The sequence below is a fragment of the Paenibacillus sp. D51F genome (genome assembly GCF_053345695.1).
This window is the reverse complement of record NZ_JBKFAO010000002.1, coordinates 418,158-439,943: the sequence shown is the minus strand read 5'-3', so window position 1 is coordinate 439,943 and position 21,786 is coordinate 418,158. Positions and strand designations below refer to the sequence as shown.

At 55.4% G+C, this 21,786-nt stretch carries 13 protein-coding genes and 1 tRNA gene; 11 read left to right on the top strand and 3 right to left on the bottom strand.

Features of this window, described 5'->3' with window-relative positions; all coding sequences use genetic code 11:
* Positions 1-56 precede the first annotated feature (56 nt).
* Positions 57-344, bottom strand: coding sequence for a MarR family transcriptional regulator (locus ACLBWT_RS05720; protein ID WP_447662076.1), 288 nt, complete (start codon positions 342-344; stop codon positions 57-59).
* On the opposite strand from ACLBWT_RS05720, the gene ACLBWT_RS05715 reads away from it, so the two are divergent.
* The 4 genes from ACLBWT_RS05715 (at position 256) to ACLBWT_RS05700 (ending at position 4,681) form a co-directional block, all read left to right on the top strand.
* Positions 256-456, top strand: a complete 201-nt coding sequence (locus ACLBWT_RS05715; RefSeq protein WP_447662269.1) for a hypothetical protein — start codon at positions 256-258, stop codon at positions 454-456. The genes ACLBWT_RS05720 and ACLBWT_RS05715 overlap by 89 nt on opposite strands.
* Before the next feature lie 158 nt (positions 457-614).
* A tRNA-Ala gene (locus tag ACLBWT_RS05710) sits at positions 615-690 on the top strand.
* A 148-nt stretch (positions 691-838) separates the two neighbouring features.
* Positions 839-1,990 (top strand): acyltransferase family protein, encoded by a 1,152-nt coding sequence (locus ACLBWT_RS05705; RefSeq protein WP_447662075.1) that lies wholly within the window; start codon positions 839-841, stop codon positions 1,988-1,990.
* Positions 1,991-2,992: 1,002 nt separating this feature from the next.
* Positions 2,993-4,681, top strand: a complete 1,689-nt coding sequence (locus ACLBWT_RS05700) for a methyl-accepting chemotaxis protein (protein WP_447662074.1) — start codon at positions 2,993-2,995, stop codon at positions 4,679-4,681.
* Between the two features lie 340 nt (positions 4,682-5,021).
* Here the strand turns inward: ACLBWT_RS05700 and ACLBWT_RS05695 are convergent, their stop codons facing one another.
* Together ACLBWT_RS05695 and ACLBWT_RS05690 are read right to left on the bottom strand one after the other, a co-directional pair.
* Entirely contained in the window at positions 5,022-7,574 is a 2,553-nt protein-coding gene (locus ACLBWT_RS05695; protein ID WP_447662073.1) for a transglutaminase-like domain-containing protein, read from the bottom strand.
* 32 nt (positions 7,575-7,606) lie between these two features.
* Positions 7,607-8,749, bottom strand: a complete 1,143-nt coding sequence (locus ACLBWT_RS05690) for a carbohydrate-binding family 9-like protein (RefSeq protein WP_447662072.1) — start codon at positions 8,747-8,749, stop codon at positions 7,607-7,609.
* 147 nt (positions 8,750-8,896) lie between these two features.
* Between ACLBWT_RS05690 and ACLBWT_RS05685 the strand changes: the two genes are divergently transcribed.
* The 7 genes from ACLBWT_RS05685 to ACLBWT_RS05655 all read left to right on the top strand — a co-directional run bounded on the left by ACLBWT_RS05685 (position 8,897) and on the right by ACLBWT_RS05655 (position 21,784).
* Positions 8,897-10,066 carry a GntR family transcriptional regulator gene (locus tag ACLBWT_RS05685; RefSeq protein ID WP_447662071.1) on the top strand — a complete coding sequence of 390 codons (1,170 nt, stop codon included), beginning with the start codon at positions 8,897-8,899 and terminating at the stop codon, positions 10,064-10,066.
* A gap of 406 nt (positions 10,067-10,472) precedes the next feature.
* Positions 10,473-11,909, top strand: coding sequence for an ABC transporter substrate-binding protein (locus tag ACLBWT_RS05680; RefSeq protein ID WP_447662070.1), 1,437 nt, complete (start codon positions 10,473-10,475; stop codon positions 11,907-11,909).
* 83 nt (positions 11,910-11,992) lie between these two features.
* Positions 11,993-14,947, top strand: a complete 2,955-nt coding sequence (locus tag ACLBWT_RS05675; RefSeq protein ID WP_447662069.1) for an extracellular solute-binding protein — start codon at positions 11,993-11,995, stop codon at positions 14,945-14,947.
* 88 nt (positions 14,948-15,035) lie between these two features.
* Complete coding sequence (locus tag ACLBWT_RS05670; protein ID WP_447662068.1) at positions 15,036-15,908, top strand: carbohydrate ABC transporter permease; 873 nt, start codon at positions 15,036-15,038, stop codon at positions 15,906-15,908.
* Positions 15,909-16,784, top strand: a complete 876-nt coding sequence (locus ACLBWT_RS05665; protein WP_447662067.1) for a carbohydrate ABC transporter permease — start codon at positions 15,909-15,911, stop codon at positions 16,782-16,784.
* A 14-nt stretch (positions 16,785-16,798) separates the two neighbouring features.
* Positions 16,799-18,859, top strand: coding sequence for a YIP1 family protein (locus ACLBWT_RS05660; protein WP_447662066.1), 2,061 nt, complete (start codon positions 16,799-16,801; stop codon positions 18,857-18,859).
* A 273-nt stretch (positions 18,860-19,132) separates the two neighbouring features.
* Positions 19,133-21,784: a DUF5696 domain-containing protein gene (locus tag ACLBWT_RS05655; RefSeq protein WP_447662065.1), complete on the top strand. Its 2,652-nt coding sequence runs from the start codon at positions 19,133-19,135 to the stop codon at positions 21,782-21,784.
* Positions 21,785-21,786: the final 2 nt, after the last annotated feature.

Below are 21,786 nucleotides of genomic sequence, written 5' to 3'. Positions count from 1 at the left end.
AGGTCGGTGATGACAATCTGTCTTCCTTGGCGACGGTTTAGGTTTCTTGGATTCGCTTATGGAGGTGGGTGATAAATTTCTTCATACGATTGGATCAGGAGATCCATTTCCCCGGATGAAAATTCGGTCCACAACCCCTCGGTCAGCTGCATGAATCGGGCTATAAGTCTTTGCTCGGCCGCATGACCGACTTGCGTAATGCGAAGATTCACTTGTCGCCGGTCTTCTTTGCTGAAGACGCGATCGATGTAGCCTATGTCTACGAGCTTGCCGCTCAGGTTCGTCACGGCCGACGGGGTCACGCAAGCATGGCTGCCAGCTCGGAAGAGGTTTGCTGCCCTCATGGGCGAGCGTCTGCAGGATGGAGTACTGAAGAGCCGTCATGTCGGCATCCTGCAGCTTGGCGTAGCTGTCGACAATCGTCTGCATATGGAGACTGATCAGTTGGGATATTAGTCGATCCTGCTATTTCAGATAAACCTGACTGAAAGCATGGTCAATTTTTTTAATTAACAGTTGACACTTATAATATTCCCATGGTATGATCTTTCTTGTCGCGGTACTGGTTTGTTTGAGGGAATGGAGAACAAATACATAGTCGAGACCGATCATAAGGGGCCTTAGCTCAGCTGGGAGAGCGCATCGCTGGCAGCGATGAGGTCAGGGGTTCGATCCCCCTAGGCTCCACCAATACTTTAAACACAAACGGCAGAGATGTCGTTTTTTTTATTTTGATTAATATGTTTTCAAATTCCACGCATGTGGAGTTTCAAATATTGATGGTTCTAAATCAATAGATAAGCAGTGGTAATATCTTGCTCATATATTATTGGGGGAATTGAATATCAAAACACAATTTAGCAGACGCAATGATTTAGATTGGATCCGGGTGCTGGTAACGCTCATCGTTATTTTGTATCATTGTTCAATGTTTTTTAATCCGTTACCTTGGCACCTGAAAAATAATGAGCTTAACTCGACTTATATATACGCCTACACGCTTTTGGTCGGGAATTGGATGATGCCGATTTTCTTTGCGGTATCAGGGATTAGCGCCTATTATGCCTTGCAAAAAAGGAGTGCATCCAATTTTATTAAGGAACGCTTGCTACGTCTCGGCTTGCCACTATTGTTTGGTGTATTTATTCTATGTCCACCTCAGGTTTATATGGAGCGAGTGAGCCACAACCAATTTACCGGGTCGTTCTGGCAGTTTTTTCCTCACTACTTCGACGGAGTATATCTCGATATTGGTGGACAAGGGAACTTCCCGTTTTTCGGTCTTCATCTTTGGTTTTTGTTTGTTTTGCTTACTTTTTCGATCATATCGGTGCCTTTATTTGTGAGGAAACGAGAAACTAACCCTCAAAAGCAATTCAGTGCGACAAGGTTTGTGTTCTTACTGCTGCCGTTGCTCGTTCTAGGCATGATTTTAAATGATATCGCCAACTTGGGCGGATGGGGAATAATTTTTTATTTGGTGATTTTTCTGTATGGCTATTTCGTTTTCTCGGATCTGAATTTTATCGTATTTGTAAGGAAAACGGGCATGTGGACAGGGGCAATTTCGCTAACCAGTACGATCGTATTTATGGGATGGGTGCTTGTTTTTGACATACCTCAGAACGGGTCGATCACTTCACTGCTCTTCTCACTGTTACGGGTGTTGAATGTTTGGTTTATATTATTTTTCATTTTTTATTTGGCGGATCGCTATTTGACGGGGTCTAATCGTTTTTTACAATATACGAGTGAGGCGTCCATGCCACTCTATGTGCTGCATCAGCCGGTCATCGTCGCGCTGGGCTTTCTGATTTATACATTGGATTGGTCGGTTGCGCTAAAAATCTTATTTTTAGCATCGGCGACGTTCATGATAATCTTCTTTTTATATCATGTGATTATTAAGAAATTAGACATATTCAGAATGTTGTTTGGAATGAAAGGTGAAACACATAAGGTGAGGAATTCCAATCGGATAAGCGTATAAGGTGGTTTTTCTTTTGGTCAAAAATCAATAATAAGCACTCGACACATGTTGAGTGCTGTGTGTTGCTCGTGAGAGCATAGTATTCGGAGCCGCATTTACCCGAATGTACTATAATTTGTGCCCCAAGCGGACAAACGCTTGGGTTTTTATTTTTTTCACGCCTAGCCAGGCTAGCACAACTAGTCGGTGTAAGTCTGATCGAGGTAAGAGACAAGTCGCCTCGTAGCTGACAGGCAGCTGGTGGAGAGATCCTAAGGTTGAGGCCCTCTGACAAAGTAACTCCGAGAGGAGTGCGAGCAAAACAATAGGCCGTAACATCAAGGGAATCCTGCCGCGCAGTCAAAAAGAACCTGAAAAGGACAAGAGAGAGTCGAGCCCCGAGAAAATGGGTGAAGACCATGGAATGCGTGATGCCCTTGGAAGTGCAGCGCAGAAGAACTCTCCGACATATAGGGAGCGGCATGTTGTGAAAGTTGTGTTTGGAACTAGGGAGACCCTCCCCCGCACAAGATTTTTATTTCGTAAAGAGCGAACCTATAAACCCGAAAGGTGAAGTGGCGAGCTGCGGAAAGGGAGTCGGAGGGGGTTGTATTACCGATGAAGTGAGGACAACAAAACCTCATGGAGGGAAGAACCCCTGCTTTGTTCAAGCAAGTGGAGGAGGTAAGAGGGAGTGAATTCAGTTAACCCTGCTAACTACGCCAAAGTAATAGCTCAAGAACTTCAAAACAAGCTATATCTTGCCGCCAAGGAAAATTTAAAGCGAAGGTTTCATGCTCTCTGCGACAAGCCGCACACGAGTTGAGAGAACATGCAGGCACTCAGTTTGACCCCCAACTCGTACAGTTCTTTATCTTGTGGATCGAGAAAGCTTCCGCAAGGGACTCTCAATAAACCTAAAAAAACCCTAAAAAACCCTAAAAACCCGAAATAGACTTATCGGCATACGTGTTTTTACCGATATATAAAATAATATGATCAGAAGAGGGGAATTGCTAGTTTATGAGAAACATGAGTATCGGAACCAAAATAAGTCTAATCGTAATCGGTATTTTGTTGGCATTTTCGGCAGTCATAGCTTATGACGTGATTGGTGAGGTGCAGAAAGGGATTAAAACTTTCGCAACGGAGAAAGCCAAAAGTGATCTTGAATTGGCGCATGGCTTCGTTGAGCATAAATATCCCGGTGACTGGCAAGTGAAAGACGGTCAGCTTTATAAGGGCAATACAAAGTTGAACGAAAATTTCGATTTGGTCGATGAGATCGGAAACATGACGGGAGATACGGTAACGATTTTCCAAGCGGATAAGCGAATTGCTACCAACGTCATGAAAGAAGGGAAAAGGGCCGTTGGAACCACGGTTTCCCAGCAAGTAGGGGATGTCGTTTTAAAACAGGGTCAAAAATATTTCGGCGAAGCGGTAGTGGTAGGACAAAAATATCAAGCGGCCTATGAACCGATCAAAAATCAAAAAGGTGAGATTATCGGAATTTTCTATGTAGGCGCCTCTCAAAAATTGATACAAGATATCGTTAAGTCGGTTATGAACAGCTTTTACGTTGTTTTTGCAGTTTCCATTGTGATCGTCGTTTTAATTATTGTGTTATACATACGAAAAGTGAAAACTAGAATTGTCCGGATAGCTAAAGCGATGCAAGGCGCCGGGTCTGGCGATTTCACCATCACGATTACGGACAGAACCAACGATGAGATCGGTCAGCTCAGCACCAGCTTTAACCATATGAGAGAAAGCTTGAGGGAGCTTATACAGCAAGGACTGACTGCCTCGAAGAAAGTTGCTTCTTCTACCGATCAGCTGATGACCATTGCAGAGCAGACCACCAAAGAATCGAAGCAAATCGTTTCGTCCATTGAACAGGTGGCGGCCGGAGCAGAAAGTCAGACGCAAAGCACGGCAGAAAACTTAAGTGCCATGGAAGAAGTTGCGGTGGGAGTACAAAAGATCGCCGTGAGTGCGGCAGATATTTCGGAGGCTGCTGTGTTTTCCAAACAGCAAGCGGAAACAGGTGAAGAGCTCGTTCATAAAACGGTCGGGCAAATGGCAAATATTCATCAATCCGTTCAGGAAACCGATGCTGTGATCAAATTGCTTGAAGAGAAATCAAGGGAGATTACGGGCGTTGTTGAGATTATCAGCGGCATTTCAGTTCAAACCAACCTGCTGGCATTAAATGCCAGTATTGAGGCTGCCAGGGCAGGAGAACACGGCCGGGGATTCGCAATTGTAGCTTCCGAGGTCAGAAAGTTGGCGGAACAATCCGGACAATCGTCGGATCGTATTGCTGATTTGGTTAATGAAATTGAAAGCGACATGAGGCATTCTATTCAAGCGATGACTCAAGTGATACATGAAGTAGAGACAGGACTTCATCTTACGAATGAAACCGAACGCAGTTTTATCGGGATCGTGAATTCAAACGGGCGAATTGCAGAGCAGATCGAAGAAATGGCGGCAACCGCCGAGCAGATGTCAGCGGGTGTGGAGCAGATAACGGCTTCTGTCACAGAAATCGCCCAAATTGCTAAAGTCACCAGCTCAAATTCTCATCAGGTGGCCGCTTCTACATCAGAACAGCTGGTGGCGATAGAGCAAATTACTTCATCCTCAGCTTCCTTGTCGGAAGTGTCAGATGAACTGCAGAGGACACTTGGAAAGTTTAAAATATAAACCGGCAGCCGTAATCAATGCCGTGCACAACCTTATAAATTGATTGTATGAACTCCCCATGTTTGCTGCATCAGCAGAATGGGGAGTTTTTCTGTCCAAATGGTAAAAGCGGTCCGTTTACTCCGAGATTCGCTTGGAATGCCAATCCGGGGTCTTGCATCTTCAAACACAGATTGCCCAGGTGGCCCCTCCGTACATTGACTTCCCGGCATGGAAAAGATGACAACTTTGTTCTCGAACCCATTGCAATGTCGGAGAATGGTTCTATTCGGACAGGCCAAAAAGGCTGCTCCAGCAAAAGATTTGCGCTGGAAGCAGCCTCGAACCTCGATAGGCTTGGTTAAGCTTCTGCTGGAGTCTGCTGAAGCGCCTGGAAGGCCAGCTTGGAGATGCCAAGCCTATACCCGTAAGAGCGGTAACGGATGCGCTGGTTCCCATCTATCGCGTAAACCGCTGGCAGCGCGGCGCTTTCTTCCGCTCCATCTTTATCTGCGATCCCGTTCGGAGTTACAGTCTGCTTGAGGAACGTAATCGTCGAGGGCAGCGAATCGTCGCCCAAAAGCCCCGAGGAGGCTTCCCATTTCTCTTCCCCGATCAGGCAGGCAATCGCAACGCCGCTCGCTTCCCATTGATCCTTCATCTCGCGCAGCTCCCGGAGCAGATGCTTGGAAGGCTCGCGATCCGGCTCCAGCCACGCGAGAAGAATTCCTGCATCTCCGCCAAGACCCGGGAAGGCTTGCAAATCGGCCGCCCCCAGATCGGATATTTCCTTCTGCGCCTGTCTGAATACAAGCGGAATCTCTAGATGCTCCGCAGGGGCCAGCTCGAAATGATGCAGGCGGACGAGCGTCGTGCCGTCCTCGAGCCGGACGCCGGTCGTAAGCCGGTAATGTCCGGCTTGCAGCTCGAACGGTTCGTTGAACACGTCCGTTTTTCCGAACTCGTAGGTCAGCGTCCGATAGACGCCGTTCTCCCATCTGGCCAACGAGAAATTCAAGAAATAGGCCGCTTGTTCGCCGGAGTCGACGTCTCGGATCCAGGATACAGTACCTTTGGCCGATGAATCCTGAGGCTCGGCCTCATTGTCGCTTCCAAACCGGGCATCGATCCAATCCCCGCCGCTTAGAAATTGGGGACGCTTGTCGCTTGGCTCCAGGCGGGCGGGAATGCCGCAGCTGCGGGCAGCAGCGACAAAGAGAATGTCGCGTGACTGCCGGTCGCCCTTCATCAGCTTGCAGCTGCCGGCTGGAGTGGCGGATCCCTTGTAATGCGTCAGGTCGTCGATAAGCTCGAACTCGCCGCCGATCCACGCGGCAAGCTGTTGAGGATCATCTGCATACCTCGACAAGTCCTGGCTGCTGATTTTCTGGCGGAAGAAGGACCGATAAGAAGCAATCATCTCGAAATCGACGCGCGGGTTCAGGATGTAGGAGGCGAACGTGGAATCATCCCATTGTCCCTGCAGCGGCAGGGAATGGATCAGATGGTCTTCCAGCACTGGGCGGAACGTATCGGTCATATCCTTCTCTCTCATCGCCTCGAGCAGACGAAGAGGCCATTCGCCGTAAGCAGGCGTCTGTTCGCGGAGAAACGCAGCGATCTCATGGCTGTTGCCGCGTGCGGGGCGCAGCACGCTCCAGACGCGTTCCGCCGGCAGTCCGCACTCGGCTGCAAGGGAAGCGGCATCCTGCTCATTCAAGAACGTTCCCTCATAAGCGGCCCGGATCGCAGCTTCTTGCTTGATTCTGGCTTCATGGATTGTCCTCATGTCATCCGAGACAGGCTTGCCCTCGAAGTCGGGCAGCTCCGGCGGCGGCACCATGTCAAGCTCTTGCGTCGTACCCGAAAGCATACGAGACGACAGCCGGATCAGAACCTCTTTCGTCTCCTCCATTCGGAATTTGGCCTGTCCCCAGCCGCAGCTGCCGCTCGCCCATATGAACACATCGCCAAGGCCCAGCGTAACCGACAGCCGGCCGAATTCATCCGTCTGCATCGGGACGATCGTATAAAGCTCGGCCTGGTTGTAAAGCTGCAGCTCCACTTTGGCAATGGCCGGATCGAAGTTCTCGTCGACAACGGAAATGGCGAGCTTGCCGGTGGCCGCATAATTGTGCAGCAGGTTCAGCTCCGAGTACCACGGCCGGGCAAGCGTAACTTCCTCCGGACCCGGATAGTTCACTGCGGTCCGGGTATGGACGAGCATAGCTCTGCGGGCTGGCTGGCGGAACCAGCCTTGGTCGAGCACGGGATCCGGCTCGCAGGCTCCGAGGAAGCGCCAAGTCCCGTCGGCCCAGGCTTCAACCCAGGCATGGTTCGAATCGCAGTGTGCCCAACGCGGCGTATACACCTGTCGGGCCGGGATGCCGATGCTCCGCAGCGCGGCGACGGCAAGCGTCGACTGTTCGCCGCAGCGGCCGAGCGCGGTACGCATAAGCGTGAGAGGGGACACAGTGCGGATATCGTTGCCGGCATAGTTGGCTTTCTCATGGCACCAGTGGTTCGTTTCCAGAATGGCATCGTACATCGACATATGCTCAACGCGCGGATAAATATCGGCGAACAATAAAGGACCCGCCGCCTCAATATTTTCGTTGTTCACTCGGTATGGCAGGACGAAATGGAAAAACAGCGAGTCGGGAATACGCTCTCCCCATGGTACCGTATTCCGAACATGCAGGGCATGCCTGACATGGGCAAGAAACAGCTCGCCGTCATAATCGGCCATATCGTTGAGCGGCATATAGGCATACAAATATTTGAGTGCGAGCAGCTCGTCATCAGTAAGTAGCTGGCTGAAAACGCCGAAAAGCTCGGTCTCCCTGGCTGCGCCCAACTGGCGCTTGTAGGCCAGCTTCTCTTCGATCACTTCCATCAGTTCCAGATCGTCCATCCTAAGGGGTCTCATTTGTCCGTTCAAGCCATTCACTCCTTCCATACTTTACCTTCGTGGTCGATATATAGCCGGGCATCTCCATCCGAGGAGGGAAGGGAGGCGAGGAACATGCGTGCGGTTGTCTCCAGAACGAGCTCATCGAGCGGTACCCGAATGGAATCCCCTACAAGCTCTCGGAGGGGAGTCTTAGCGGACTCTCGTCCAAGCTCTTCATGCCGCTGCATTTCGAGCTCCATCACCAGCTCTCCTTGTTGCAGCTGCTCCAGCTCCCGCGCCCCGGCCGCGAACCGTCCGTGCTCAGCGAAGAAGCGGCGCTGGCGATAATACAGCCGCCTAAGCTCCCATTTCCGATGCTCATCCTCCGGCAGCTCAGGCAAAACCTCCCCTGGTGTCTCGTCGCCGAAAAAGACATACCCCCACAGCTCGGGATAATGCATGTTGACGATTCCCATCGGCGACCAGACCCAGTTGTCCTCCGGATAGGGCCGGCCGGTGGCAGGATCGGTTCTCTTCACATAACTCCCGTCGACCGTGTCGACCTGCCACTGCACTCGGGAAAAGTTGACCCTCCAAAACTCGCCGGGAAGAGGGGGACGTCCGCCATGGGCGCATTCCTTCAACGCTTCCCACGGCATCGCTACTTCCACGCTCCAGGACCGGTTCGGAGCGGAAGGATCGTTGAGACGGCCGTCGATGTGGACGGCTGACTGCAGGCCGCGGATATCCCAGCCGTTCACGGGCGGCCCTCCGTCCCGGTAAGGCTTGACCAGCAGCAGGTCCCAGACCGTGTTCATGGCGTTCATTTCAAACTCGTAGTAGCGGTGGGTATCTCCGTCGGGATCGATAAAGATTTCAAAATCGTTGTCATGGAAAATGACGGAGTCCCGCTCGGTCAGCGTCGCCCAGATCTCATCGTCCTCAAGCTCGGCGCCGAAGTAAAAGAAATGGTCGTCCCAAAGCATTTTGACTCTCGTTCGTTTGGACGGGACAATGTCGCTCGCGATATCGACGAAATCGCCGCTCCATTCGGCCGCGTTCCAGAACGGCTTGTCCAGTCGGCCGTCGAGCTCGCCTGCAGGATGAATCGCCCGGCGGCATAGATACCGCCTGGGAGCATATACGGGAATGTGAGGCTCCGGTACCGCGCTTCCGATGACAATCACGCTCCTCATTGGATATAACCGCTTATGGGGAAGATGGAAATCTATGGTCTATGATAGATCATGGACAGCCCTCTTGTCATCCCGGCAGTTGATAAAAAGGTATATTTAATTTAAACTATACTTCAGAACTAGGTATGACCAAAGAATCAGATGAAAATGCAACGGAGAGAAGTGAACGGCGTGACATCGACCAACAAACCGCTATATATGAAAATATTGGAAGAACTGAAAGGGAAGATCCAGGGCGGCGAATACGAACCGGAAACGCAGCTGCCTACGGAGGTGGATCTCGCGGACCAATACGGGGTCAGCCGTATCACCTCCAAGCGCGCGCTGATCGAGCTGGAGCGGGAGGGACTCATCTACCGCAAGCGCGGAAGCGGCAGCTACGTCAAGCAGCAGGAAGGGCCGGCGAGCTATGCAGGCATTCAAAGCTCGAGCCCGATCATTGCCATGGTCCTCCCTTATATGGCGACCAACGAGCTGGCTTACATCAAGGGAGCGAGCGATTGCCTGGATGCCAAGGGGTACTTTTTGAGCATTCACAACAGCAACTGGAGCAAGGACAAGGAGAAGGAGCTGCTCATCAAGCTGCAGAAAAGCGGGATGACGGGCGTGATCCTGTATCCGATCAGCACGATCGGCAACGTTGAAATCGTCCACGCGCTGAGCAGCAACAATTATCCCATCGTGACGGTGGACCAATATTACGACAATCTGTCGGTGAGCAGCGTCGTGTCCGACAACTTCCAGGGCGGTTATGATGCGGCGTCGAGGCTCATCGGGCTCGGGCATCGGCGGATCGCCTTCGTGTCGAGCATCGGCATCGAATACCGCAGTTCGGTGCGCGACCGTTATATGGGGTACTGCCAGGCGCTCAAGGAGAATCGGATCCCGATCGACCCGGAGCTTGTCTACACCGACTTCTACCGCGATGTCACGGAGCACAACGCAAAGGAATTCTACCAATCGCTTCTGCAGAAGCTGCTGGATGGGCAGGCTACGGCTATCCAGGCCGAGCATGACTATCTGGCGGTCGAGCTGCTCAAAAGCGCAGCGGAGGCGGGAATCCGCATCCCGGAGATGCTATCGATCATCGGGTTCGACGACGCCGACTTCACGAAGCATCTCGAAGTGCCGCTCTCGACCTTGGCGCAGGATTACTACACGCTTGGCCGGCAGGCGGCCGAGCTGATCATGGAACAGATCGAAAAAGGAAACGCGGAAACCCGCCAAGTAAAGGTTCCGGTCACGTTGATCGAGCGCCAATCCATCGGAGACCGGATGGAGCCGAGCGATCAAGCGGAGGTTCACTCGATGCCATGATCACCGAATTCGACAGGTAGGCCCAGACAGCCGCATGAGGCGGCTGTCCGGGCTTTTTTTGCATGGATTTGCCTTCGCCTTGGATTGGCACGGGTTCGCTTAGTTTGGCAAGGATGCGCTTGGAATTGGCATGGATTCGCCTAAAATCTCCTTCGATCGAAAGGATATATCAAAACGGGTTATATCCACAGTTGAATATTTTTTAAAATGATATATTCTATATTTACAAATTCATACACTAAATATATAATGGGCTCATGCTTCAAATGATATGGTATATCTAATTAATGAGACAGAAGATTCCTGCGTTGGGAGGCGGAGGAGAGCTTTACCGGGCAAGCAGCATGGCAGCTGCTTGCAGGTACGATACTTTCAAACCATTTCGAGATCATGGAGGGGTTTAAAAATGAAAGCGCTTAAATCATCTTTTCTCACTGCGGCTGCTCTAACGCTCGTGCTCTCCGGCTGCAGCGGCAATGGAACGAATGAGGCAGCCAACGCAGGCAACAATGGAGCTTCGAACGAACCTGCCGTCAATTCCGGAGCAGCCGGCAATGCCTCTGAGCCGGCGGTCAACAATGCGTCTCCCGAGCCCGAGCCGGCCGCGGCCGATCTGGGCGGGCAGACCGTGAAAATCGGCGTCTGGTGGGACGGAGCTGATCCCCGGACGGTGGCCGAAGCCGAACGAACCCCTGCGGTCGACCTGCAGATCAAGAAGATCGAGGAAGTCGAGAAAAAGTACAACGGCAAGATCGAATTCGTCAAGTTCGGCGACTACGGCAAGTATGTGGAGAACTTCACGACGACTTCTCTGGCCGGCCAGCCTTTTGCAGACATAGTCGTCATGGAGCTGTTCTGGGCATTCCCGACGCTCGTCAACAAAGGCTTTATTCAGCCCATCGATCAATGGATCGACGTCAGCGACAAGAAATACATCGACTGGATGAGGGACGGCGGCAGCTACAAGGGGCAGCAATACGGCATGGTCGACTCCGCGCCTTCTCCGTACGGCTTCTTCTATAATAAAACGCTCGTGCAGAAGCTTGGCCTGGAGGATCCGTACGAGCTGCAAAAAAGCGGCGCATGGACGTGGGATAAATTCCGCGAGTATGTAAAAGGCGCGACCAAGGATACGAACGGCGACGGCAAAACGGATGTATTCGGCGTAGCTGGCGCTTATGGCAAGGTTAAAGCCCTCACGGAGCAGTTCCTGTACACGAACAACGCGGCCGTCGACAAAGACGCCGGCGGCGACATCAAGTTCTCGCTGAACAGCGAAAATGCGATCCAGGCGCTGCAATACGTATCCGATCTGTACAACGTCGACAAGTCGATCATGCAGCCGGTTCCCGAGGACGCAAGCAAGGAGTTCATCGCCGGCAAAGGCGTGCTGTACGGCGGCTTCAGCTGGGAGCTCAGCGGGCTTATCGACAATATGAAGGGCCAGGAGATCGGCTACGTGTTTTTCCCGAAAGGTCCGAAAGCCGACAAATACGTATCCTATACGCCGTTCGGCAACATGTACATGGCCGCGAAATATTCCAAGAACGCGGAAGTGGCCGTGAAAATGTTCGATGAGATTTCCCTTCACCAGGAAGGACGCGATCTGTCCCGCCAAGGCTGGGAGACAGCATATCCTTCAGCGGAATCGCTCGATACCCGCATCCAGATGGCGGACAGCATCAAGTACATTTCCTACTACGCGATTCCGGACGGCGAGAAGCTGTTCGAGGGCGTGGTCAAGGACATCACGACCGGCAAGGTGTCGCCGGCTACGGCGGTCGACAAGGTGAAGCAGCAGTACGAAGCCAATATCGCCAAGCTTGTGGATGCAAGCAAATAACAGGTGAGCCTGGCAGGCGCCCCCAATCCCACAGGCACGCATCGTGGCGGTTGGGGGTTCTGCTTACCGAGAGGAGGAAGGCCATGCGGCGGCCGATCATCCGCACTGCACTCGTAACCGTCCTGCTCGCTGCTGCAGGCGCGGCATTGCTTTCATGGCAGGGCAAGCCCGATGCCGGGACCGCCTCGGCTGCATCCGGAACGGCCCGATCGCTGGAAAGCGTCCAGATGGAGGGGGCTTACCGGAAAGGAAGCTACGACGAATACCGCTCGCAATTTCCAGCAGGAGCGTCGACCGGTCAAGCCGGCTTGACGATTGAAGGCGAAAGCTACATAAAAGCCGAGAATATGCAGGTCTCGCTGGCGGACGACGCGGCCGGGCGGCCAGGGAAGGCGATTGTAACCGGGGAGTCCGGAACGGTGGAATGGCGCTTCGAGGTCCCTGCGGAAGGGCTGTACAATCTGCGGCTGAACTACGACACGCCAACAGGAAAAGAGTCGGATATCGAACGGGAGCTGCTTATCGACGGCAAGCTTCCATTCTCCGAAGCCCGAAGCATCGTACTGGCCAGAAGCTGGAAGAACGATACGAACGACTTTACCCGGGACGACCGGGGCAACGAGCTGATTCCCGGACAGCTGGAAGTATCCGGCTGGAGGGAGACGCTTCTCAAGGATACGACGGGTTATTACACCGAGCCGTACTTGTTCCATTTCACGAAAGGGAATCATACCCTCTCGCTGAGATCGGTCAAGGAGCCGCTCACGATCGATTCGATCCAGCTGACAAGCGAAGACTTGCTGCCGTCTTATGAAGAGGCGGCGGCTCAATATAAGGAGGAAGGGCTCCGCAGCGTCCCGGATGTGATGCTTAAGATCCAAGGAGAGCATGCGTCCCTCAAGTCATCGCCGACGCTGCTGCCGTATAACGACCGCTCCAGCCCGCTCGTCGAGCCTTTCCATGTCTCCAAGCTCCGCAACAACGCCATCGGCGCATGGTCATGGAGAATGCCGGGCCAATGGATCGAATGGGAAGTGGATGCGCCTGAGGACGGCCTCTACCAGATCGCGTTCAAGAACCGTCAAAACTATCTGCGCGGCCAATCCGCGCTCCGTACGCTGTCGATCGACGGCAAGGTTCCGTTTGCGGAGGCGAAGAGCGTGGCTTTCCCTTACGGCCGCGACTGGCAAATGAACGTAATCGGGAAAAGCCCCGGAAGTCCGTACTTGTTCTATCTGAAGAAAGGCGCCCACAGCGTCAGGCTCGAGGCGACGCTCGGCGAGATGGCGCCAGTCATACGTGTCGTCGAATCCAGCATTCTCGAGCTCAATGCGATGTACCGGCAGATCATCAGCTTCACCGGCACCGTTCCGGACACGTTCCGCGATTATCAGCTGGAGGAACGGATACCGGACATGACAGCGTTGTTCCGGAAGCAAAGCAAGCTGCTGCGCGAGGTCGCAGCGGTCGTCGAAGGCCCGGGCGGGGAGAGCAGCGAGCGCACCGCCATGCTCAATACGCTGGCTTACCAGCTTGAAGACATGGCGCGCAAGCCGGAGTCTGTGCCCTCCCGGATCGACCGCTTCAAGACGAATGTCGGAGGCTTGGGAGACTGGCTGTTTTCGTTCAAGGAGCAGCCGCTCGCCATCGACTACTTGCTCGTAAGCACGCCGGATGCCAAGCTGCCGGATCCGAAGGCTTCGGCCTGGAAAAAGCTTGAGGCCGGCTTTCAATCGTTCTTCTCTTCGTTTACGGAAAATTATGACGATTTCTCGAGCGAGGATGACAGCAGCGGATCGGTCACAGTGTGGATCACCTCCGCCCGCGACCAGGCGCAAGTCGTCAAAAGGCTTATCGACGACAGCTTCACGGCCAAAACCGGCATTCGCGTCAGCCTGAAGCTCGTCTCCTCCGACGTCGTGCTGCCGGCGACCGTAGCGGGCAAAGGGCCCGATGTGGCGCTGCAGATGGGCAACGAGACGCCTGTCAATTACGCCACCCGCAATGCGGTCCAGGATCTGTCGGCGTTTCCCGATTTTGGCGACGTCCGGTCCCGCTTCCTGGACAGCGCCATGGTTCCGTATGCGTACAACGGCAAGGTGTACGCGCTGCCGGAGCAGATGACGTTCCCGATGCTGTTCTACCGCCGCGACATTGTGGTGGATGAGCTGAAGGAGAGCATTCCGCAAACCTGGGATGACCTGTATGAGCTGATTCCGCGTCTGCAGAAGCATAATCTGGAGTTCGGGCTGCCGCAGAAGCCTCTCAATATGTTCGGCAACGACATTGCGACGACCGACATTATGACGCTGCCGCCGAGCCCGTCTCTGGCCATGCTTCTCTACCAGAATGACGGCCGGTTCTACTCCGAGGACGGACAGGCTTCCGGCCTGGATTCGGAAACGGCGATCCAGGCTTTCAAAACCTGGACGGATCTCTATGTGAACTACAAGCTGCCGATCAGCGTCGATTTCGCCAACCGCTTCCGAACGGGCGAGATGCCGATCGGAATCGCGGATTATACGATGTACAACAAGCTGAGCGTGTTCGCTCCCGAAATCAAGGGCTTGTGGGAATTCGCCCCCGTTCCCGGCACTCCGACGGCCTCCGGAGGCGTGCGGCGGGAAACCGGAAGCGGCGGCTCGTCGACGGTCATGTTCAAGCATGCCAAGGACAAGGATGCGGCCTGGACGTTCATGAAATGGTGGACCAGCCCGGATATCCAGCTTGCCTTCGGCAGGCAGATGGAGATCCGCCTCGGCACGTCGGCGCGTTATCCGACAGCCAACATCGAAGCTCTGTCGCAGCTCCCATGGCCGAGCGCGGATTTCGCCATGCTGCAGGAGCAGATGAAGTGGGTGCGCGGAATACCCGAGGTGCCAGGGGGTTACTTGACCGGCCGGCATATCGACAACGCGTTCCGCAGGGTCGTCGTCCAGGGGGATGACGCCAGGGAGTCCATGGACAACTACGTACGCTACATGAACGAAGAAATCACGCTTAAGCGGAAAGAGTTCAAACTTCCCTACAAGAAATGAGGGGATCGTCATAAAAACGGTTGTCGAGCTCAACAACTCCAAGCCTGATGCTGCCTGGCTGGCGCCGTTCAAAAGAACGGCCGTCGAAATGAGGAAAACGAAGCACGCCTATATTTTGATGGCGCCGTATTTTCTCATCTTCCTTACTTTTACCGTCGTTCCCGTCGTCATGTCGCTGGCGCTCAGCTTCACGCATTTCAATATGCTGGAGCCGCCGCAATGGGCCGGCCTCGACAATTACAAGCGGCTGTTCGTTCAGGACGACATCTTTTTGATCGCGGTCAAAAATACGCTGCTGTTCGCGGCGATTACCGGACCGATCAGCTATATGGCCTGTTTTCTGTTCGCCTGGCTGATCAACGAGTTTCCGCCCAAGGTGCGCGCGGTGCTGACGCTGGTGCTGTACGCCCCGTCCATCGCAGGCAATACCTACCTGATCTGGCAGCTGCTGTTCGCTGGAGACTCCTACGGCTTTGCCAATTCATTCCTTATCAAATGGGGCTTCATCCTCGAGCCGATCCAGTGGCTGCAGGATCCGAGATACATGCTCGGCATCCTGATCCTCGTCCAGCTGTGGCTCAGTCTCGGAACGTCGTTCCTGGCGTTCATCGCCGGCCTGCAAGGCGTCGACCGGACGCTGTACGAGGCAGGCGCCATCGACGGCATCCGCAACCGCTGGCAGGAGCTGTGGTTCATCACTCTTCCGGCCATGCGGCCGCAGCTGCTGTTCGGCGCGGTCATCCAGATATCCATGGCCTTCTCCGTCGCGGAGATCTCGATCTATCTGATCGGCTTTCCGAGCGTCGACTACGCCGCGCATACGATCGTCACCCATCTGATCGATTACGGCTCGATCCGATTCGAGATGGGCTACTCTTCCGCGATCGCAACCACGCTGTTCTCGATCATGCTTCTGACGAACCTGGTTACCCAGAGGCTGCTGAGGAAGGTGGGCGAATAGATGGCGATCATCAAAGCCAAGGCGGCCAAGCGGCTGAACCGTTCCTGGGGCGTCGACCTGTTCCTGTTCGCGCTCATCGGCGCCGTAGCCGTGTTCATGTCGCTGCCGCTGGTGTTCACGGTCAGCAATGCGTTCAAGCCGATCAGCGAAATCTACCAGTTTCCGCCGAAGCTGATCGTGCGCAATCCGACGCTCCGCAATTTCAGCGATTTGAGCGGCATTTTCGCGGATTCGTGGGTGCCGTTCTCCCGCTACGTGTTCAATACGTTCCTGATCGCCGTTATCGGCACGGCCGGGCATGTCGTGCTGGCATCGGCTGCGGCGTATCCGCTGGCCAAAATCAAGTTTCCCGGGCGGAGCCTCCTGTTCGGCGTCGTCGTTTTGTCCCTGATGTTCACTTCCTACGTGACGCAGGTTCCGAACTACATGACCATATCCTGGCTCGGCTTGATCAATACCTACTGGGCGATCATGCTGCCGGCGTTCGGCATGACGCTGGGGCTGTATCTCATGAAGCAGTTCATGGAGCTCATTCCCGACGCGCTGCTGGAGGCGGCCAAAATCGACGGCGCGAGCGAGTACCGCATTTTCTGGCAGATCGTAATGCCGATGGTGAAGCCCGCCTGGCTGACGCTGATCATCTTCTCGCTGCAAGCCCTATGGACGAACGGTTCCGTGACGAGCCACAAATACATCTACAGCGAGCAGCTGAAAACCGTCGATTATGTGTTCAGCCAAATCGCAAGCGGCGGGCTTGTCCGGACGGGGCCGGTGGCGGCGGTCACGCTGCTCATGCTGCTCGTTCCCGTCACCGTGTTCATCATTACGCAAAGCAACATCATCCAGACGATGTCCACATCCGGACTGAAGGATTGACAGGGGGGAGCTGCTTGAGGAGAACAATCGCGCTGCTGTTCATGCTGGCGCTCTTGGCCGGAGCGGCCGCCGCTCCAGCGTCAGCCGAACCGGCGGACAGCTATACGTATGACTATTGGGGGAAGGCCGCGCCTGCGCCAAGCCCTTACGTGCTGCAGCGGACCGTGAGCGGACGCGAGCTCGGCATCGCCTCCTTCTCTTCGCCGAGGGATCTGTTCGCCGGACCGGGAGGCCGGCTCTATATCGCGGATACCGGGAACAACCGGATCGTCGTCCTGGATGCGGAATTCCGGGTGGAGCGGATCGTATCGTCCTTCGATCGCGGAGGGGCGAAGGATTCGCTGAAGCAGCCGGAGGGCGTGTTCGCGGATGAGAAAGGCCGCATCTACGTGGCGGATACGGGCAATCGAAGACTGGTCGAGCTGACGGCCGAGGGAGCGTGGGTCCGCGAGATCGGGGCGCCGCAGTCGACGCTGCTGCGCCAAGGCTTCCAGTACACGCCCGTCAAAGTGTCGGTCGATCGGGCCGACCGCATCTACGTCGTCAGCCGGGGCTCCTACGAGGGGATCATCGAGCTCGATTCGGACGGCGCGTTCGAAAGCTTCGTCGGAACGAACCGGGTCAAGTTCTCCCCCGCCGATCTGTTCTGGAAGCGGATCTCGACGAAGGCTCAGCGGGATCAAATGGCGTTGTTCGTGCCGCTGGAATTCAACAATCTCGATCTGGACGAGGAAGGCTTCCTGTATACGACGACGTCGGAGGAGAACGCCGATCGGCCGCTGAAGCGGCTGAACCCGGCCGGCGCGGATATTTTGCGGAGCCGGGGCTATTTTCCGCCCAAGGGAGACGTCTATGCGCCGGATGCAGGCAGTACGCCGGGAAGCTCGATCCTCGTCGACGTAGCGGCCGACGAAGGCGGCATGTACAGCGTGCTGGATAGTAAGCGCGGGCGGATATTCGCCTACGACAAGGACGGCAACCTGCTGTATGAATTCGGAGGGCTCGGCAGCCAGCGCGACAAGTTCCGCACCCCGTCGGCGCTGGACATGCTGGGAGACCGGGCCGTGGTGCTGGATCAGGACAACGCCCGCATCTCCGTATTCGAGCCTACGCGGTACGGCAGCATGATCCGCGAAGCCGTCGTCTCGCTCTACAATGGCCAGGCTGAGGCGTCAAGCAAGGCTTGGAGCGAAGTGCTGCGGATGAACGCCAACATGGACGTCGCCTATATCGGACTCGGGAAATCCCTTCTGAAGCGCGACGAGAGCCGCGAAGCGATGGCCTACTTCAAGCTCGGCGGGAGCCGGGACTATTATTCGGAAGCGTTCAAGCGCTATCGTCAGGAATACGTGCTGGATCATTTCGGCAAGATCGTGCTCGGGATCGGCGCTGCCGCCGTCGTCGCGATGGCTGCCGTCCGCATCGGAAGGCGGCGTTTCGCAGGCCGGCATTACGAGGAAATCGGCATCATCCGCAATCCGTTCTATACGATGACACATCCGTTCAACGGCTTCTGGGAGATGAAATTCGAGCAGAAGGGCAGGGTCAAGGTCGCGCTCGGCATCCTGCTGCTGCTCACCTTTTTTGCGATCCTGAAGGCGCAGTACAGCGGATTTGTCGTGAACGGCAGCAACCCGAGAGAGTTCAACAGCCTGGACGAACTGAAGTTCATCCTGCTCCCGTTCGCGCTCTGGTGCGTGGCCAACTGGTCGCTGACGACCCTTATGGACGGTGAAGGGAAGTTCAGGGAAATCGTGACCGCGACAGGTTATGCGCTGATGCCGTTTGTGGTCGTCTACATGCCGCAGCTGCTGTACAGCCGGATCATCACCGCAGACGAGAGCTCGTTCTATTATCTGCTCGACGCCATCGCGATGATCTGGTTCGTCTGGCTGCTGTTCGTCGGCACGATGACCGTCCATCAATACTCCGCCGCCAAAACGGTCGTGACGATGCTGCTGACGCTGGTCGTGATCGGGATTCTGATGTTCCTTGGCGTGCTGTTCTTCAGCATGCTGCAGCAGATGCTGTCCTTCGCCGTGTCGATCTACAAGGAATTGTCGTTCCGCTACTAGGTAGGCGGCTGCGCAGGCGGAGTGTTCAATCGCTGCGCAAGCGGAGTGTTCAATCGCTGCGCAAGCGGAGTGTTCTTCCGATCGCTGTTAAGTCCGGATTTCTTGGAACGATTCCCTTGCAGGGGAAATCCGGGCTTAAAGGCGAGCGCTGACGCTTCTCCAGAATCACTCCGCCTGCTCCGCATGGTGGTTATAAATCTAGAAGCAATCCGCTCAACAGCGATCTGAAGAGCCATCCGTTTTTCGATGTTGTTTATGGAAGGAGGGATCGCCGTGACGAAATGGAAACAAACGGCGGCGGGCCTGCTCTGCGCCGGCCTGCTGCTCGGGGGAATCGCCGGGCTGGGGAGCTGGAGACGCGGCACGGATGACAAGCTGCCGGCCGAGTCCGCTATAAGCGCCTCGTCCTCTGCGTCCGTCGGAGAATCGAAGGCAACGGTGCTGAAGGCCGGAAGCTCCTCCTCATCCGCGCCATCCGCGGTGCCGGCAACGGCGGCTATTGGAACAGCAGAGGCTGCGCCGGCGGACCGCCAGTTGTTGTCGGCGAATACGAAGGAGGAGCTGGCCGCGCTGGCGGCCATGGAGCCGGCGGCGGACAACGGAACGCTGGCGCTCTATGTCAACAGGGCTACCGCCGAGATCGCGGTGAAGGATAAGCGGGACGGCTATGCGTGGTTCTCGAATCCTCCCGCCAGGGACTCCGATCCCAAGGCGTCGGGATTGTACAAGGCCGAGCTGGCGTCGCAGGTGCTGCTGGACTACTACAATGACAAAGGGCAGAGAAACAGCATGAACAGCTTCACCGACAGCGTGCAGAAGAACCAGTTCACGATCGAGAAGACGGATCGGGGACTGAAGATCCTGTACCGGATCGGCATGGTGTCCTCGGATTACGGCAATATCCCGCGCAGAATCGGCAAGGAGCGGTTCGAGCAGGCCATTTTGGCCAAAATCGCCGATGAAGCCGAGCGGAAGGATGTCGGCTACAAGTTCCGCTACATCGAGGCGGAGCAGGTGTACGAAATCCGCAAGCTCCAGGATTACTCGCTCAAGGCCTTGTCGGAGAAGCTGGCCTCGATCGGCTATACCGCGGAGGAAGCGGCGCGCGACAACGGAGAAAGGGCAGGGAGCGCCGCCTCGGCCGACAAGCCGGAATTCACCGTTCCGCTTCACTACGAGCTCGACGGGGAGCATCTGCTCGTGCGCGTCCCCGCCTCGGAGCTTGAGTTCACGAAGACATATCCGATCGCTTCGCTGCAGGTGCTGAAATATTTTGGAGCTGCGGATGAGAAGAAGGAAGGCTATATATTCGTCCCTGACGGCTCGGGCGCGCTCATTCATCTCAACAACGGCAAGCTGAACGCCGAGCCGTACATCATGCCGGTATACGGAGAGGACAGCGCGTTCGACGTCGAGGAGAAGGTGCAGCGGAACGAAACGACGCGTCTGCCGGTATACGGCATGAAGCAGAACGACCACGCCTTTCTCGGCATGATTGAAGGCGGGGACGCCATGGCGGACATAACGGCGGATATCGGCGGGCGGAACGACTCCTACAACACGGTGAGCCCGAAATTCCGGATCGTGTCCATGGATTTCTATACGATGACGTCGGGCACGAAGAGCAGCTCGGTGCCGATGTTCCAGCGGGCATCCCATCAAGGGGACCTGCAGGTGCGCTACGGCTTCCTCGGCGGAGCCGCAGCGAGCTACAGCGGGATGGCCGCCCACTACAGGGACTTGCTGGTCAAGGCATACGACCTGAAGAAAAGACCGCAAACGGACGCGCCTTTCCTGCTGGAAGTAGCGGGCGCCATAACGGACCGGCGCTCGTTTCTCGGCATCCCCTATGAATCGACCGTGCCGCTGACTTCCTACCGGGAGGCGCAGAACATGCTGAGCATGCTGAAGGAGAGGGGAGTGGAGAATATCGCCCTCCGTTATGCGGGCTGGTTCAACGGGGGCATCCGCCACGACTCGCCCTCGAAGATCACGCCGGTCGGCGCGCTTGGAGGAAGCCAAGGGCTCCAGGAGCTGGCGGCCTACGCACGGCAGAACGGAATCGGCTTTTATCCCGATGTCGCGTTTTTGGAAGCCTATGAAAAGCCCGCTAAGGCCGCTTCCTTCCTGGATACGCGGCAGGCGAAAATCTATGACTACGATCCGGTCGCGCATGTAAAGGACATGAGCTCATTTTCCCATTATCTGCTGTCCCCGACGGCGGCAAGCGGGCTGGTCGACCGCTTTCTCCGCGCCTACGGGCGGCTCGGCATCGATGGGATATCGCTGAGGGATCTCGGGGATGAAGTCCATTCGGACTTCAATCCCTCGCATCCGGCCAGCAGGCAGGAAGCGAGGACTGCCGGGACGGAGGCGGTGAAGCGGTTCAAGGAGCAAGCGATAGACGTCATGGTGAACGGCGGCAACGGCTACAGCCTGCCGCTTGCGTCCATCGTCGTCAACGCACCGACCGGAAGCAGCCGCGCGAATATCACCGACGAGGATGTCCCCTTCTATCAAATCGCACTTCACGGCTATTACGATCTCGCAGGAACGCCGTTCAATGCGGACGAGCGGATGGATCCGCGCTTCGCGATGCTCAAGGCGCTCGAAACGGGCTCGAATCTCTACTACCGATGGTCTTACAGCCCGTCTTCCTCGGTCAAAGGGACGCGTTATGACGGACTTTACTCCCTCCATTACGCTGATTGGCTCGAGGAGTCTGCGTCTCTGTATGCGGAAGCGAACCAATTCTTGAAAAATGTCCGGGGCATGGCGATTGCGGATCACCGCAAGCTGGCCGATCAGGTGTTCCGGACGACGTTCGAGAACGGGGTCACGATCATCGTCAACTACAACAAATTCGAGGTTCAGGTCGAAGGCGCGCCAATCGCCGCCCTCGGCTACCGGCAAGGCGGTGGATGACA